13 protein-coding genes and 1 other RNA gene are annotated in these 16,828 nt (G+C 52.0%); 3 read left to right on the top strand and 11 right to left on the bottom strand.

Annotated elements, in window-relative coordinates:
• Positions 1-6: 6 nt before the first annotated feature.
• The 3 genes from rseP to B5G10_RS01100 form a co-directional block, all read right to left on the bottom strand.
• Positions 7-1,329: an RIP metalloprotease RseP gene (gene rseP / locus B5G10_RS01110; RefSeq protein WP_087422923.1), complete on the bottom strand. Its 1,323-nt coding sequence runs from the start codon at positions 1,327-1,329 to the stop codon at positions 7-9.
• Between the two features lie 24 nt (positions 1,330-1,353).
• A complete protein-coding gene (locus tag B5G10_RS01105) occupies positions 1,354-2,505 on the bottom strand; it encodes a 1-deoxy-D-xylulose-5-phosphate reductoisomerase (RefSeq protein ID WP_087422922.1) in 1,152 nt (383 codons plus the stop codon).
• An 81-nt stretch (positions 2,506-2,586) separates the two neighbouring features.
• Positions 2,587-3,456: a M23 family metallopeptidase gene (locus B5G10_RS01100; RefSeq protein ID WP_087422921.1), complete on the bottom strand. Its 870-nt coding sequence runs from the start codon at positions 3,454-3,456 to the stop codon at positions 2,587-2,589.
• 275 nt (positions 3,457-3,731) lie between these two features.
• Here B5G10_RS01100 and B5G10_RS01095 point away from each other — a divergent pair, with 275 nt between their 5' ends.
• Complete coding sequence (locus B5G10_RS01095) at positions 3,732-4,919, top strand: OmpA family protein (RefSeq protein ID WP_087422951.1); 1,188 nt, start codon at positions 3,732-3,734, stop codon at positions 4,917-4,919.
• Between the two features lie 79 nt (positions 4,920-4,998).
• Here the strand turns inward: B5G10_RS01095 and leuB are convergent, their stop codons facing one another.
• The 8 genes from leuB to B5G10_RS01050 all read right to left on the bottom strand — a co-directional run bounded on the left by leuB (position 4,999) and on the right by B5G10_RS01050 (position 14,798).
• Entirely contained in the window at positions 4,999-6,072 is a 1,074-nt protein-coding gene (gene leuB / locus B5G10_RS01090) for a 3-isopropylmalate dehydrogenase (protein ID WP_087422920.1), read from the bottom strand.
• Positions 6,072-7,622, bottom strand: coding sequence for an alpha-isopropylmalate synthase regulatory domain-containing protein (locus B5G10_RS01085; protein WP_162612471.1), 1,551 nt, complete (start codon positions 7,620-7,622; stop codon positions 6,072-6,074). The genes leuB and B5G10_RS01085 overlap by 1 nt, the downstream gene beginning before the upstream one ends.
• 10 nt (positions 7,623-7,632) lie before the next feature.
• Positions 7,633-8,223 (bottom strand): 3-isopropylmalate dehydratase small subunit, encoded by a 591-nt coding sequence (leuD, locus tag B5G10_RS01080; RefSeq protein ID WP_087422919.1) that lies wholly within the window; start codon positions 8,221-8,223, stop codon positions 7,633-7,635.
• A gap of 12 nt (positions 8,224-8,235) precedes the next feature.
• On the bottom strand, positions 8,236-9,630 hold the full coding sequence (leuC, locus tag B5G10_RS01075) for a 3-isopropylmalate dehydratase large subunit (RefSeq protein ID WP_087422918.1): 1,395 nt from the start codon (positions 9,628-9,630) through the stop codon (positions 8,236-8,238).
• Between the two features lie 11 nt (positions 9,631-9,641).
• A complete protein-coding gene (locus B5G10_RS01070) occupies positions 9,642-11,138 on the bottom strand; it encodes a 2-isopropylmalate synthase (RefSeq protein WP_087422917.1) in 1,497 nt (498 codons plus the stop codon).
• Positions 11,139-11,452: 314 nt separating this feature from the next.
• Entirely contained in the window at positions 11,453-12,067 is a 615-nt protein-coding gene (locus B5G10_RS01060; protein ID WP_087422915.1) for a hypothetical protein, read from the bottom strand.
• Positions 12,068-12,201: 134 nt separating this feature from the next.
• Positions 12,202-13,062, bottom strand: a complete 861-nt coding sequence (locus tag B5G10_RS01055; RefSeq protein WP_008862117.1) for an RNA polymerase sigma factor RpoD/SigA — start codon at positions 13,060-13,062, stop codon at positions 12,202-12,204.
• 236 nt (positions 13,063-13,298) lie between these two features.
• Positions 13,299-14,798 carry a Do family serine endopeptidase gene (locus tag B5G10_RS01050; RefSeq protein ID WP_087422914.1) on the bottom strand — a complete coding sequence of 500 codons (1,500 nt, stop codon included), beginning with the start codon at positions 14,796-14,798 and terminating at the stop codon, positions 13,299-13,301.
• Between the two features lie 276 nt (positions 14,799-15,074).
• Here B5G10_RS01050 and rnpB point away from each other — a divergent pair.
• Both rnpB and B5G10_RS01040 read left to right on the top strand, forming a co-directional pair.
• Positions 15,075-15,424: RNase P RNA component class A (rnpB, locus tag B5G10_RS01045), an RNA gene on the top strand.
• A gap of 30 nt (positions 15,425-15,454) precedes the next feature.
• The gene (locus tag B5G10_RS01040; RefSeq protein ID WP_087422913.1) at positions 15,455-16,828 is read left to right on the top strand and encodes a YhjD/YihY/BrkB family envelope integrity protein; all 1,374 of its coding nucleotides are present in this window, start codon (positions 15,455-15,457) and stop codon (positions 16,826-16,828) included.

Raw genomic sequence — 16,828 nt, 5'->3', positions numbered from 1 at the left:
AATCGGTTATTTGAAGAAAAAGCGCATGATGTCGTTCCCGTTGGCATAGATGAGCAGGAGCAACAGGAAAATCATGCCGCACATTTGAGCATACTCCATGAATTTCTCGTTGGGTTTCCGTCGTGTGATAACCTCGTAGAGCAGGAAGAGCACATGCCCGCCGTCGAGAGCCGGTATGGGCAGGATGTTCATGAAGGCCAGGATGACCGACAGGAACGCAGTCATGCTCCAGAACGACTCCCAGTCCCACCGATCGGGGAATATGCTGCCTATGGTACCGAAGCCTCCCAGGCTTTGTGCTCCCTCTTTGGTGAAGACATATTTCATGCTGCTCACATAGCTCTTCAGTTTGTCCACGCCCAACTCGATTCCCTTGGGGAAGGATTCCCAAAATCCATAGTGCTCGGTTACCACGGTGTAGCTCTCGATAAGCGGCGAGATGCGAATACCCAGGTTGCCCACCGAGTCGGTAGCGACTTGGGCCGTGCGCAGGGCTCCGTCGCGCATGAACTCCACAGTCACGGTGGTGTTATGGCGAGTCGAAAGTGTTTGGTGCAACTCGTCGAGCGACGGGGTTTGTACACTGTCTATGGCAATGATGCGATCGCCCTTTGTCAGCCCGGCCCGTTCGGCTCCCGTATGTGCCGAGGCCTCATATACAACCGGCGGGATGCGGTACATGGCAAACTGCTCCTCCTTGTCGATGAGGCGCAGCATGAAATCCTGGGGAATATCAATCGATACGGTGTCGTTGTTGCGCAGTACCTGTACTTGTTTGGCCTCTACGATTTGTTGCAGCGTTTCGCTCGACATGTAGTCGAGAGCCACACCGTCGGCCGTCAAGGGAATATCGCCGTTCTGGAACCCGATTTCTTTGGCCGACTGGCAATACTCCATGCCGGCATAGGCGTTCTTGAAGGGGATATAGCTGGTGCCCCACGTATAGGCAATCATCGAGTAGATGAAAATGGCCAGAATGAAGTTGAATACTACGCCGGCCACCATGATGAGCAATCGTTGCCAGGCCGGTTTCGAGCGGAACTCCCACGGTTTGGGGGGCTGTTTCATCTGTTCGCGGTCCATCGACTCGTCGATCATGCCGGCAATTTTCACATAGCCGCCCAAGGGTAACCAACCTATGCCATACTCGGTGTGGCTGTTTTTGGGCTTGAATTTGAAGAGGGAGAACCAGGGATCGAAGAAGAGGTAGAATTTCTCGACGCGCACCTTGAACAGGCGGGCAAAGATAAAGTGGCCGAACTCGTGTATGATGACCAGTATCGAGAGGCTCAACAGGAGTTGTACGGTTTTTATGAGGAATGTTTCCATCGGTGTAAGCGGTTTTTGAACGTGTTATTTAATCAGTTGCGCCGCATAGTCGCGGGCCAGTTGGTTGGTGTGCACATAGTCCTCGTAGCGGGGCGATGCGATAAATTCGATGTGAGCCATTGTCTCGGCCACAATGCGGGCTATGCTGGGATAGTCGATGGCATCGTGGAGGAAGGCGGCCACAGCTATCTCGTTGGCGGCATTCATGATACAAGGCATATTACCACCCTCGGCCACGGCATCGAAGGCATAGCGCAGCAGGGGAAAGCGCTCGAGGTCGGGCCGCTCGAAGGTGAGTTGGGCATACTGCTCGAGTGTGAGTTTCGAGTGGGGACTCTCGAGTCGTGTCGGGTAGGAGAGCGCATAGCGTATGGGCATGCGCATGTCCTGCACGCCCAACTGGGCCTTGACCGTGCCATCCTTGAACTGGACCATCGAGTGAACAATCGATTGCGGGTGTACCGCTATTTCGATATCTTTAGGGGCGACGTCGAAGAGCCATTTGGCCTCAATCATCTCGAACCCCTTGTTCATGAGCGTAGCCGAGTCGATGGTGATTTTGTGCCCCATGTTCCATTTGGGGTGCTTCAGCGCGTCGTTCTTGGTGACGTGCTTCATCTGCTCGGCCGTCAGTTCTCTGAAGGGGCCACCCGAGGCGGTGAGGATAATCTTGTCGATGGGGTTGTCCCACTCACCCACGAGGCACTGGAAGATGGCCGAGTGTTCCGAATCGACGGGAATGATGGGGGCATGATACTCGAGCGCCAGTTGCTTGATGAGGTCGCCGGCCACCACGAGAGTCTCCTTGTTGGCCAAAGCAATGGTCTTGTGAGCCTCGATGGCGCGAATGGTCGGTTTGAGCCCGGCATATCCCACCATGGCCGTAACCACGATATCGATGGGAGCCGCCTCGACGATTTGAGCAATGGCGTCGTCGCCGGCATAGACCTTGATGGGATACTCCTTCAAGGCCTCTTTGAGTCGGGGATAATGAGCCTCGTTGGCAATGACCACCGAGTCGGGGTTGAAACGTTTGGCCTGTTCGACAAGCAACTCCACGTTGTTGTTGGCCGTCAGGGTATATACTTCAAACAGGTCGGGATATTCGGCTACCACGTCGAGTGTTTGGGTGCCTATCGAGCCTGTAGAACCTAATATGGCTAATTGTTTTTTCATTCGGTTTAATAAGAGAAGTCAAAATCCTCGGTTTAGACTGTGCAAAGGTATAAAATAAAGTCTATTATCGGCGAATTGAGGTCAGAAAGTAATATATTTTTCGGGGTCGAGCGATTGTCCCATGTGCCATAATTGGAACTCGGCCGTGCACGATTGCTTCGTCGATTTGTCCTCTTCCCAACCGGTAACGGCAATCTTCTCACCGCCCAGCACTTTCTCGCCTATGCCCTTGAGAATACCCGAGTTGTATTTGTAGATCGACAGGTAGTTGTTGCTGTGCTGGATGGCCACGACATACCCATAGTCGGGGGTGTAGCCGGCCGATACGATGGTGCCGTCGAGAACCGACGATACCGCCGTGTTGCGAGGACATTGAATATCGACGCCGAAGTGTCCGGCGTGTGGGTCGTAGCCTTTTACAATCTCGCCCTTGAGCGGGGTATAAAACAGTTTCCCGTCGATGGGGGTGGTGGGTGTGAAGACGTTGAGGGTGTATTTCTCTTCCTGCTCATACTGTTTGACATACTCTTCCATCCGTTTCGATTGGGGCAGCAGGGTATCGTTGCGGGTAGAGAGCAGGCTGTCGGCCTGCTGGCCTATGGAGTCGATTTTTATTTCGCCCGAGAGAATGGCCGAGAGATTCTGGATATAGACATCGCGACGTTGTACCTCGGCAGCCAGCGAATCGACCCGCAAAATCTTATCGACCATTTCGATGCGCTCTTCGGTCTTCAGGTAGCCGGGCAACAGCGTCTTTACCGGGGTCCCTACGATAATCGAGAGTATGGCCACGACAATAAAGACGATGAGCAGCACGGCAGTCGTGATGGCTCCGAACCGGGAAAAGCAGATGGTCCACACATCTTCCAGCGAGCTTTCGTTAAAGAAGGTCAGTTTATATTTCGGCCGTTTCCGGGGGAAGAAATCGGAACCCTTTTTATTTCGTTTCATAGATATATTGCTCTGGTTGCTACTATAAAAGTATGATATTCATCGAGTATGTGCAAATTTAGTAATTAATTGCCAACCGCTATATGCTGTTTTCATTTTTTATAAGATGCTTACAAGGGCTAAATAGTATGGATTTTCCCTATTCTTTTTCCCGGTAGTGGTGAACACATTCTTTTATCTGGTTGTTTTAGGTTACAAAAACAGATAGTAGCGACGATATGCTTCTGTCTCTTTGAACTGTAGAAAGCAAAATTGTATAACTAAAACAAATGAAGATGAAAACAAAGTTCTTTTTTTTAGCAGTAGCCGCGGCTACTACATCGCTTTGGGGATACGTCGAACCGGCGTCGGCACAAGCGATTATTGTCGAAGAAGATGTTTCGGTTACCGAGGTCCTGCCCGGCAAACCTCGATACTACTCCGATAGCCATAAAAACAACTGGTTCATTTCGTTGGGCGCCGGTGGGCAAACGTTCCTTACCGAACACACGGGCGATGCCCAATATACGCTGGCCATGGACTTTGCCATAGGTAAATGGATAAGCCCCTATATGGGATTCCGACTGTCGGCCATGGGTGGTGCCCTGCACACCAACTGGCCCTATGCCGAAGGGGTAATGACCCATATGCGTTATGCTGCGGTCTATGGCGATATTATGTGGGATATGTTCAACACCTTCCACGGCTACAACGAGCGGCGCATCTTCTCGATCATTCCCTTTGCCGGTATCGGTGGTATCTATTCGTTCCACAACACGCCTTACGGCGATAAGACCTATGCCTTCCCGATTACGGCTGGTATTAAACTCAATTTCCGCCTGTCGCACTATGTCGATTTCTTCCTGGAGGGTCGGGGTAACCTCATTGGCGACCACTTCAACGGGATAGTCGATGGCATAGAGGTCGAGAGTGTGGTATCGGCCATTGGTGGTTTCTCAATCAAGTTTGGCAAGGAGCGTTTCAAAGCCTACGACGCCTATGCCGACCAGATGACCATCAACCAATTGAACAACAAGGTGAACATGCTGAGAAGCCAACTCAACGAGTGTGAGTCGAGAGAGGTGGAGTGCCCCCCTTGTCCCGAACCGGTAGTCGAGGAGGTGACGGTCGTTGAACCGGCCGGATGCGACCAGGAACTGACCGGTGTAGTGCGTTTCACCATCAACAGTGCCGTAGTCTCCGACGAAGAGATGGTCAATGTCTATAACATTGCCCAGTGGTTGAAGAGCAACCCTTCGTGTAATCTCTCGGTAATAGGATATGCCGATAAGGATACGGGTACGCCCGAGTATAACAAGCAGTTGAGCCAACGCCGGGCCGAGTCGGTGGTTAAATTGCTGACCGAGAAATACAATATCGACAAGAACCGGATACAGATTGTGGCCAACGGCAGCGATTCGCAGCTGTATCCCAAAAACAATAACTGGAACCGCATCGTCGTTTTTGCCGGTTCGGCCCAGTAACACAGAGTCTGTTTTCATGCCAGAGCGGGTGACCTGTACCAGGCCACCCGCTCTTTTTTTGATGTATGTCGATTGCTGTTTAGTGAGTCTCGATCCACTTTACAATCCATTCGCCCACCTCGTGGGTGTGGTAGGAGGGGGCTCCCGGGTCGGCAATATCTTCGGTCACGATACCGGCTTTCATCGACTCGGCCACAGCCTGTCGAATGAGGTCGGCCTCGGCTTTTAGCCCGAAGGCATATTCAAACATCATGGAGGCCGACAAAATCGTGGCCAGCGGGTTGGCTATGTCTTTACCGGCAGCCTGTGGATATGAGCCGTGTATGGGTTCGAATACCGAGGTGTGCAACCCGATCGAGGCCGAGGGCAACATACCCAGCGAGCCGGTAATGACCGACCCCTCGTCGGTGAGGATGTCGCCAAACATGTTTTCGGTCACAATCACATCGAAGCTCTTGGGCCATTGTATCATGCGCATGGCGGCATTATCGACAAAGAGGAACTCGGTCTCGACCTCGGGATACTCGGCGGCAATCTCCTGGGTTACCTCACGCCAAAGTCGCGAGGTGGCCAGTATATTGGCTTTATCGACCATGGTCACTTTCTTGCGTCGGCGCATGGCGTAGTCGTAGGCGAGTTGTACGATGCGGGTAATCTCTTCGCGGCTGTACATGCAGGTGTCGTAGGCCACACTGCCGTCTTCGCTACGGCCTTGCGGACGACCGAAGTAGAGCCCGCCGGTGAGTTCGCGTATGCACATGAAATCGGCCCCGTCGATCAGTTCGGCACGGAGGGGCGATTTGTGGATGAGTCCCGGGAAGGTGGTGATGGGACGAATGTTGGCAAACAGTCCCAGTTTTTTGCGCATGGCCAGCAGTCCCTGCTCGGGACGAACCGGGGCATTGGGGTTGTTGTCGTATTTGGGTGAGCCGATGGCTCCGAACAGCACGGCATCGCTTTTCATGCACAGCTCGTGGGTCGAGTCGGGGTAGGGCGAACCGGTCTCTTCGATGGCACACGCGCCTACCGGTGCCACTTGATAAATAAGGTTGTACCCGAATTTTTCACAAACGGCCCGGGTCACGTTCAGGGCCTGGTCAACGACCTCCGGGCCAATCCCGTCGCCCGGTAGTACGGCAATATGTAATTCCATCATGATTGTTGTTTTAAGGGTTTTATACTGTGTTCTTTGTCTTCGATGAGGTTGAGCATTTTGATGGTAGCCTGTATGGCCGCCTCCATCTGGTCGGCATCGAGACCCTGGGTCTTGAGTATGCCGCCGTTGTAATCCCATGAGATGACGGTTTGCACCAGGGCGTCGGTGCGTCCGCCGGGCGGGATGTTCACCGTATAGTTGGTGAGCAGAGGCAGGGTGCGGCCCAGTTGCTCCTTGTATATCTTGCGGATGGCCTTTACAAAGGCGTCGTATTGTCCGTCGCCGGTCGAGGCCCCTTCATACACTTGCCCGTTGATGTCGATGGCAATGATGGCTACCGGCTTGAGTCCCTGCGAGAGGTTGAGGGTGTAGTTCACTACCTTGACGTGCTGGGCGATGGTCTGGTGTTTCAGCACATCGGAGATGATGTAGGGCAGGTCTTCGGGGGTGACCATCTCTTTCTTGTCGCTCAACTCGACGACCCGTTGGGTTACCCGCTGTATCGACTCGTCGTCGAGCTCGATACCCAGCGACTCGAGGTTCTTGCGTATGTTGGCCCGTCCCGAGGTTTTGCCCAGGGCATACTCGCGTTTGCGGCCGAAACGCTCGGGCAACAGGTCGTTGTAGTAGAGATTGTTCTTGTTGTCGCCGTCGGCATGGACGCCAGCGCATTGGGTGAAGACCGACTCGCCGATGATGGGCTTGTTGGCTGCTACTCGCACGCCCGAGTAGGACTCGACGATGCGGCTCACCTTGTTGACCATGTTCTCGGTAACACCCGTCGTGGCTTTCACATGGTCGTGCAGCACGGCCAGCACACTGGTGAGGGGGGCGTTACCGGCCCGTTCGCCCAACCCGTTGATGGTGCAGTGTACGCCCTGGATGCCGGTGAGAGCGGCGGCGAAGGTGTTGGCCGTGGCCAGGTCGTAGTCGTTGTGGGCATGGAAATCGAATCGCAGGTTGGGATAGCGGCGCCGCATGGCCCGGCAGAACTTGAGCGTTTGCAGCGGGTTGAGGATACCCAGCGTGTCGGGCAGCATGAATCGCTCTACGGCTTCGTTCTTCAGGGCATCCATCAGTTGATAGACATACTGTGGGGAGTGCTGTATGCCGTTTGACCAGTCTTCGAGGTACAGGTTGATTTTCAGCCCCACTTCCCGGGCCTTTCGGATAGCCTGTTTGATATCGGCAATGTGTTCCTGCACTGTCTTTTTGAGTTGGAAGGTGCAGTGTTTCTCAGAGCCTTTGCAGAGGAGGTTCATCACCCGGGCCCCACATGAGCGTATCCACTCGATCGAGGCTCCGTTGTCGAGGAATCCCAGCACCTCTATTTTGTCAATGTGTCCGCGTTTGCGGGCCCAATCGCACAGTTGGGTGGCCATCTCGTATTCGCCCGACGAGACTCGGGCCGACGCTATTTCGATGCGGGGGAGTTTCAGATCCTCGAGGAGTAGCCGGGCAATACTCATCTTTTCTTGCCGGGCAAAGGAGACCCCCGAGGTCTGCTCGCCGTCGCGCAGCGTCGTATCCATAATTTCTATAAACATAGGCAATCGTTTATTGGTGTTTGGCTTCCCACTCTTCGATCGCCTGTTTCTGGCTGAGTAGATAGTCGATATCGTCGTATCCGTTGAGTAGGCAGCTTTTTTTGTAGGGATTGATTTCGAAGTGTTCCGTTTTGCCCGAGGCGTTGTCGGTGATGGTTTGGGCCTCGAGATTGACCGTGACGGTCGATGCCGGATTGGCCTTGATGTGGTCGAAGAGTTCGGCCAGGAAAGATTCGGAGACTACCACCGGCAGTACGCCGTTGTTGAGGGCATTGTTCTTGAAGATGTCGGCAAAGAAACTCGATACCACCACCCGGAATCCATAACCGGCGATGGCCCAGGCGGCGTGTTCGCGACTGGAGCCGCTCCCGAAGTTTTTCCCGGCCACCAGTATCGAGCCCGAGTAGGCGGGGTTGTTGAGCACAAAGTCGGCTACCGGCTTGCCATCCTTGTCGTAGCGCCAGTCGCGGAAGAGGTTTTCGCCGAACCCTTCGCGTGATACGGCTTTGAGAAAACGGGCAGGAATGATTTGGTCGGTATCGACGTTCTCCCGGGGCAGGGGAACGCACGACGAAGTTATGATATTGATTTTTTCGATCATGACGGTATGTATTTATAAAAAGGTTCGTGGATCGGTTATCTCTCCTGTGATGGCCGCGGCTGCCGCTACCAGAGGACCGGCCAGAATGGTGCGGGCTCCGGGGCCTTGTCGGCCTTCGAAGTTGCGGTTCGAGGTCGATACGGCATATTTACCGGCCGGCACTTTGTCATCGTTCATGGCCAGGCAGGCCGAACAGCCCGGTTGGCGTATTTCGAACCCGGCCTCGGCGAGGGTGCGGTCGAGTCCCTCGGCGACAATCTGGCGGGCTACCGCCTGCGAGCCCGGTACCAGCCAGGCGGTGACGTGACTCGCCTTGTGATGCCCTTTCACCAGGTTGGCAAAGGCTCTGAAGTCTTCGATGCGCCCGTTGGTACAGCTGCCCAAAAAGACGTAGTCAATCTTTTTCCTGAGCAATCTCTCCCCGGGTTCGAAGCCCATGTAGTGCAGAGCCCGACGATAGGATATCTTGCTGCTTTCGTCGATGGTGTCTTCCAGCGGGATCGCCTCGTCGATGGCAATACCCATGCCGGGATTGGTCCCGTAGGTGATGCGGGGGGCAATGTCGGCCGCCTGGAAAGTTACTTCGCGGTCGAACACGGCATCGGCGTCGCTGTATAGCGTTTTCCAATAGGCAAGTGCTTTGTCCCAGGCTTCGCCCTTGGGAGCAAACTCGCGTCCCTTGACGTAGGCGAAAGTGGTCTCGTCGGGGGCAATCAACCCGCCGCGGGCACCCATCTCGATGCTGAGATTGCACACGGTCATGCGCTCCTCCATGCTGAGAGCCCGGATGGCTTCGCCGGCATACTCTACAAAATAACCGGTGGCTCCGCCCGTGGTCATCTGGGCGATAATGTAGAGGGCTATGTCTTTGGCGGTGACGCCGGGCGAGAGTTTCCCCTCGATATTGATGCGCATCGATTTGGGCTTGGGTTGCAGGATGCACTGCGAAGCCAGTACCATGGCTACCTCGCTGGTACCTATACCGAAGGCGATGGCGCCGAAAGCGCCGTGGGTCGAGGTGTGGCTGTCGCCGCATACGATGGTCATGCCCGGTTGGGTGAGTCCATACTCGGGGCCTATCACATGGATGATGCCGTTTTTCTTGTTTCCCAGTCCGTAATAGGTGAGTCCGAATTCGCGAGCGTTGCGGGCCAGAGTCTCTACCTGGTTGCGCGATACGGGGTCGGCGATGGGTTGGTCCTGGTGGAGTGTGGGTATGTTGTGGTCGGGCGAACAGGTGGTCTGTGCCGGGCGGAATACACTCAGTTTCCGCTCTCTCAATTCGTTGAAGGCCTGCGGGCTGGTAACTTCGTGGCAGTAGTGCCGGTCGATGTACAGTTGATCGGGGCCACCTTCTACCGAAGTGACCACATGGGCGTCCCATATCTTGTCGAATAAAGTGTTCATGCGTGTTGGGCTTATATGATAAATTTGTTGATTGCGTCGATAAAGGCTTCGGCCGAGGCGGCTACAATATCAGTGTTGGCCGAGAAGCCGTAGTAGGAGTTGTTGTTATAGACGACGGTCATGTGCACTTTGCCCACGTCGTCGCTGCCCCGGGTGATGGCCTGAATGAGGAATTCGCTGACTACCATCTTGCGGTGTATGATGCAGCGGATGGCGTTGATGGCGGCATCGACCGGACCGTTGCCCGATGCGGCTGCCTCAAACTTTTCGCCGGCAATGTCGAGCCCTATGCTGGCTACCGATTTGATACCCACGCCGGCAGTCACTTGCAGGAAGTCGAGACGGATGCGGGCGTTGGCCGTGCGCTCTTTCCCCACGAGCATCAGAATATCGTCGTCGTTGATGTCTTTCTTGCGATCGGCCAGTTTGAGGAAGGCATCGTAGGCCTTGTCGAGCGCCTCTTTGTCGAGCTCGATGCCCAGCAGGTGGAGACGGTGTTTGAGGGCGGCGCGCCCACTGCGGGCGGTGAGTACGATTGACGTTTCGTCGAGCCCCACATCTTTGGGGTCGATAATCTCGTAGCTCTCGCGGTTCTTCAGGACCCCGTCCTGATGGATGCCCGACGAGTGAGCAAAGGCGTTGCGCCCTACGATGGCCTTGTTGGGTTGCACGGGCATGTTCATGAGGTTCGATACGAGTCGGCTCGTGCTGTAAATCTTCTGTGTATTGATGTTGGTCTCGATTTGCAGGTTGTGGTGGCACTTGCAAATCATGGCCACCTCTTCGAGCGAGGTGTTTCCGGCCCGTTCGCCTATGCCGTTGATGGTTACTTCGGCCTGTCGGGCCCCGTTCTGGATACCTGCCATGGTGTTGGCGGTTGCCATGCCCAGGTCGTTGTGACAGTGGGTGGCGATTACCACGCGGTCGATGCCGTTGACATGCTCCTTGAGGTAGCGTATTTTCTCACCAAACTCGTCGGGCAGGCAGTAGCCCGTGGTGTCGGGAATGTTGACGACGGTGGCTCCTGCTTTGATGACCGCTTCGATTACACGGGCCAGATATTCGTTGTCGGTGCGGCCGGCATCTTCGGCATAGAATTGCACATCCTCGACATACTTTTTGGCATATTTCACGGCAGCGACGGCCCGCTCGACAATCTCCTCGCGGGTGGAGTTGAATTTGTATCGAATGTGATAGTCCGAGGTGCCTATACCGGTGTGTATTCGTTTGTGTTTGGCATATTGCAACGCCTCGGCCGCTACCTTGATATCGTTTTCGACAGCCCGGGTGAGGGCGCAGATTGTGGGCCAGGTGACGGCTTTGGATATGGCCACGACAGAGGCAAAGTCGCCGGGGCTCGATACCGGGAATCCCGCTTCGATAATATCGACGCCAAGGGCTTCGAGCGCTTTGGCTACCTGTATTTTTTCGACTGTGTTGAGCTGACAGCCGGGCACTTGCTCGCCGTCGCGTAGGGTCGTGTCAAAAATGAATAATCTGTCGGACATATTCTTGCGTATATGAGGGTTAATAAAAAAGCCTTTCCCAACATATTCGTGAGAAAGGCTATAAACATTTTATATACAAGGCTACACAACACTGATTCTCACTTCTCGTCGGGACTATTCGATAGAAGATCAATAATAATAATCGAGTTGTTTAGCAGTGATATGGTCATCGTTCTATTGCTTATTGTGATTGCAAAGGTAATTACTATTTTGAGAAAACCAAATAAAAAGGCTTCTTTTATTTGATTCTTCTGGTTTTTTTGCTATTGATTTTCGCTAAACCGTATCTATTTGCAAATTCTGGCTTGCTGTGATCAGAAACTGATGCCTAGTCGCACCGATACCAGATGTGTCCCGTTGATATCCTGGTAGGCTCCTTTTTCGTCGGTAAAGGGCGAAACTTGATAAAAGTTGTATCCCACGAGCAGGTGTGACCCGAATTTCTTGCTTACCGACAGGTTGATACCCAGTCCGGCCGAGCCGTAGAACCCGCCTTGAGTTTCGCCTTTGCACATTTGGTTGCTCGAGTATCCGGCTCTGAAATCGACAAAGATGAGCGATTTTTCCTTGAGCAGATTACTGCGGAACAAAAAATAGACCGGTACGTAGTATCGGTTGCTGGAAAATGAGTTGTGAAGACCCACGCCCAGTCCCAGGCATTTGATATAGCTTGACCGATAACCGGTAAACAGATCGACATCGAAGGTCGATAGGTCGTTGCCGGCCATATCGATTGAGGCTCCTACCTCGGCGCCGAAGGTAAAGGGCTTTATCTTTTTCCCGGTCCCTATGTCCGAGAGGTTGCTCTCTCGCATGACATACTGGTTATTGCCCTCTTCGAAACCTGTAGTGGGTTCTTGTGCTGTTGCATTTTGTGCAAAAACACCGCAGAGGACCAACAAAAAGACACGATATAGATATTTGTCCATAGTGATATGCTTTGTGAGAACGAAGATAGAGGTTTTATTACGATTAAGCAATTGAAACATAGAGAAAAAAAATTAAAATAAAAAAACCGACTTGTTTGCAAGTCGGTTTCTATATCCTTTCACGGGATAAGTCGTTATCCCAAATAGGTTTTCAGCAGTTTGCTTCTCGAGGCAGTTCTGAGCCGTCTGATGGCTTTCTCCTTGATTTGGCGCACACGCTCACGGGTCAACCCGAATTTGTCGCCAATCTCTTCGAGGGTCATCTCCTGACAGCCGATGCCGAAGAACATCTTGATGATTTCGCTCTCACGCGGGGTGAGTTGCTTGAGGGCACGGTCTATCTCTTTCGAGAGCGACTCGTTGATGAGCGAGCGGTCGGCAATAGGGGAGTCGTCGTTTACCAGCACATCGAGCAGGCTGTTGTCTTCGCCCTCGACAAAGGGGGCATCGACCGAGATATGACGGCCCGATACTTTCAACGTGTCGGAAATTTTATCCACAGGGATATCCAACTCTTCGGCCAACTCTTCGGGCGAGGGGCGACGCTCGTTCTCTTGCTCAAATTTCGAGAGGGCTTTGCTTATCTTGTTGAGCGAGCCCACTTGATTCAACGGCAAGCGCACGATACGCGACTGCTCGGCCAGGGCCTGCAGAATGGATTGACGAATCCACCATACGGCATAAGAGATGAATTTGAAACCTCGTGTTTCGTCAAACTTCTCGGCGGCTTTGATCAATCCTAAATTCCCTTCGTTGATCAAGTCGGGGAGACTCAATCCTTGGTTCTGATATTGTTTGGCAACCGAAACAACGAAACGCAGGTTGGCTCTCGTCAACTTCTCCAAAGCTGCATGGTCGCCTTTTTTTATGCGTTGGGCGAGTTCTACTTCCTCTTCTACCGTAATTAAGTCCTCGCGTCCGATTTCTTGAAGGTATTTGTCAAGAGAAGCACTCTCCCGGTTGGTAATCGATTTGGTAATTTTTAATTGTCTCATCTTGCAATATAGAGATTTTGGGATTGCAAATATAGTATATTTGTTGTTAATAAAGTTACAAAAAATGTTTAATTTTGAGTGCGCATCGCTAAAAAGCCCGATTTGACAATCGAGCCATTATCGAACACATTCATACAACATTTGGTGGTTCGTTCTGTTTCCTCCGTTAATGATATTTGGAACTTAGGGGAAGAAACGGGGATAAGGCCTTGAGAAAGACCCTATCCCCGGTATGGTTAGTCGGCCAGGTCAACGGCATAGTACATCATCTTGCCGTTGGGGTAGAGGCCCGTGATAAACATCACCTTCTGGGTTTGGTTCGATTTGACAATCGAGTCGTACATGGTTTCCAAATCGCTAACCGATTTCATGGGGGTGTTGTTGATCTCGAGGATTACGAACCCGTCTCTGATTCCGGCCGATTTGAATTTACCGCTCTTCAGCCCGATTACCTGCACGCCATACCGAATGTTCATCTCTCTCAGGCTCTTGGCGTCGAGTTCCTTGAAGCCGGCTCCCAACGATTCCATGCCGGCAATCTTGGTAATCTCGGTATTGCCTTGGCTGTTCTTGAGGGTGAGTGATACGGTCTTCGACTCTTTGCCTCTCAACAGACCAATCTTAATTTTGTCGCCGGGACGATATTTGTTCAACTGTTCGGAGAGCATGGCTCCGTTCTTGATCTTCACATCGTTAATCGAGGTGATTACATCGCCCTCTTTGATGCCGGCTTCCATGGCGGCGCTGCGGTTATAGACCTCGCCTACATAGATACCCTCTTGAACTTCGAGGTTCTTGGCTTTGGCTACGTCGGAGTTGATTTCGACATATCCGATACCCAGTACGGCACGTTGTACAGTTCCATATTCTTTCAAGTCGGCGATGACTTTGCTCACAATCGAGGTAGGAATGGCAAACGAATAACCTGCATAGCTACCGGTCTCGGAGTAGATGGCGGTGTTGATACCTACCAGTTCACCAGCTGTGTTGACCAAGGCACCACCACTGTTGCCGGGGTTTACGGCAGCATCGGTCTGGATAAAGGCTTCGATGCCCATCTTCTGGCTGTGGGGGTTGAGTGCGCTGATGCTACGGGCTTTGGCGCTTACGATACCAGCGGTAACCGTCGAGGTCAGGCCCAGCGGGTTACCTACGGCCAATACCCATTCGCCCACTTTCAAATTGTCCGAATCGCCGAATTTGACGATGGGCAGATCCTTGGCGTCGATTTTAATCAAGGCCAAGTCGGTCGAAGGGTCGGTACCAATTACACGGCCGTTGAAAGTGCGGTTGTCGTTCAGGGTGATATCGAGTTTGTCGGCGCCTTCGACCACATGGTTGTTGGTAACGATGTATCCGTCGGGGGTAATGATTACACCTGAGCCTAATCCTGTGCGGGGTTGAGGTTCTATGTTACGGCCACCTTGCCCGAAGAAGTATTCAAAGAACGGGTCGTTGAATCCCCCCATTTGGCTTTGTTTGGGCGTGGAGGTCGATTTGATGCTTACCACGGCATTGACCGTATTTTCGGCAGCTACCGTGAAATCGGTCTCAACGGCGGGTCTATTGGCAACTCGTGTGAACTGGGTAGGTTGTGCATACTCGCTCCCCAAGGGTTGATCCTCGATTTGTGAATTGGCGGATCTATTTAATAAACTGAATGCTCCGATGGTGACGCCGGAACTTAGGATTGCAATCATGGCAATACCCATCAATTTTTTTCCGTAAGAATTCATAATCTATTTGTTTTAATTGTTAATATTCTATTGTATTTAAGTTTTTACGACGTTAAATTTAATACATTTCTTGTGCCATTATAATCGACTTATCCTCTTTTTAAGCTCTTTTAATAAGCCGCATAGCTGCTTAACAGGGGTTAACGCGACTCACCAATAAAGAACGTATTTGAGTACCCGATTGGTATGTCATATTGACTGTTAAATTTCGAATTGGTTTAAAAACGGCTGACAGTTTTGCCACCTTTGCCATTTTTATTCTTATCTTTGTGTCGTACAGCAGGACGGTCTGTCGCTCGCCTCGTGCGGGAGGAAAGTCCGGGCAACACAGAGCACCATATTTCCTAACGGGAAGCTATTCGTGAGGGTAGAGTCGCGTAACAGAAAAGAACCGCTGCGCAAGCAGTAAGGGTGAAAAGGTGAGGTAAGAGCTCACCGGGCTTTACAGCAATGTAGAGTGCCGTACGTCTTATGGGTTGTAAGGTTATGTACACCGGCGCCATAGGGTTGCTCGCCCGATGCCGGGGGGTAAACCGCTAGAGCCTTGTGGTGACACAAGGTCGAGATAAATGACAGACGCTCTCTTCGCGAGAGTACATAACCCGGCTTACAGGCCTGCTGTATTTTTTGTAGAAACTTGTTACGAGCAATATAATATGGCTAAGCGTAGGAAAAAGACCTCTTTTTTTGCTCGCATCAGTTTGTGGGTAAAATGGTTTTGGCAGTTTGTCTCGGTCGATATTTGGCATATCACTGAGTATAAATTGCATATCCATATACTCAAGACTCTGAATCTATCGGTGCGCTGTTTCCTGAACGAGAAGTTGCAGGAGAAGGCATCGGCTTTGACGTTTAGCTCCATCTTGGCCATTGTGCCGGCGCTGGCCATGCTCTTTGCTATTTGCAAGGGTTTTGGTTTCCAGCATATTATGCAAAGTCAGCTCTTCGATTATTTCCCGGCTCAGCGCGATGCGCTGGAGTATATGTTGAGTTTTGTCGATCAATACCTCGACCAGATGAAAGGTGGGGTATTTGTGGGGATAGGTCTTTGTTTTCTGCTGTGGACGTTGATAAGTCTGCTGTCGAATATCGAGAAGGCCTTCAACGATATCTGGCAGGTGAAGGGTGGACGGTCGTTCTATCGTAAAGTGACCGATTACACTTCGATGTTTTTGATTCTGCCTATCCTGATGGTAGCCGCCAGTGGTTTCTCCCTTTTCATGTCAACCATGTTCAGCTCATTGGTGCTGTTTGAGTTTATCAGCCCGCTGCTGCAGTGGGTTCTTCGGTTGGCACCTTATATACTCACGGCGCTGTTTTTTACAGCCCTTTATATTTTTATACCCAATACGAAGGTAAAATTCAAGTATGCTTTCATTTCGGGACTCATATGCGGTACGGCGTTCCAGATATTCCAATACATATATATATCGGGACAGATATGGGTATCGAAATACAATGCCATTTATGGTAGTTTTGCCTTCTTGCCCTTGTTGCTCATCTGGATGCAGTTCTCGTGGCTTATCTGTCTGTTTGGAGCCGTGCTGACCTATTCATCGCAAAACGTAGTCAATTTCAATTTCGAAAAAGAGACCAATGACATTTCGCGTCGCTACTCCGACTATATTCTGCTGGTTGTGGCTACGGTCATTGTGCACCGATTCAGAGACGGGCTCCCGCCCTTTACCAAGGGTCAAATTGCTCGCCGCTATGCCATTCCCAGCCAGTTGGTCGAACGCACGGTCGATGAATTGGAACGGGCCGGAATCATATCGAAGACTCTTTCGGAAGAGGAGCGCGTGTTTGCTTATCAGCCTGCAGTTGATATCAATAGGCTGTCGTTGGGTTATCTGTTGCGGGCGATAGACCGTGCGGGCGATGAAGATTTTATCAGTAACTTGAAAGACGATTTTCCCCGGGAGTGGCGGGTTATTGTCGATACTCGCCGGCTCATGGAAGAGGAGGGCGACAAGATAGGATTGAAAGATTTGCAAATCGAGGAGAACCAAGTGGAACTCTCTCAAAAATAG

It is taken from the genome of Barnesiella sp. An55, assembly GCF_002161555.1.
GTDB classification, from domain to species: domain Bacteria; phylum Bacteroidota; class Bacteroidia; order Bacteroidales; family Barnesiellaceae; genus Barnesiella; species Barnesiella merdipullorum.
The sequence above is the reverse complement of the archived record's forward strand: the minus strand, read 5'-3'. Positions and strand labels throughout refer to the sequence as shown.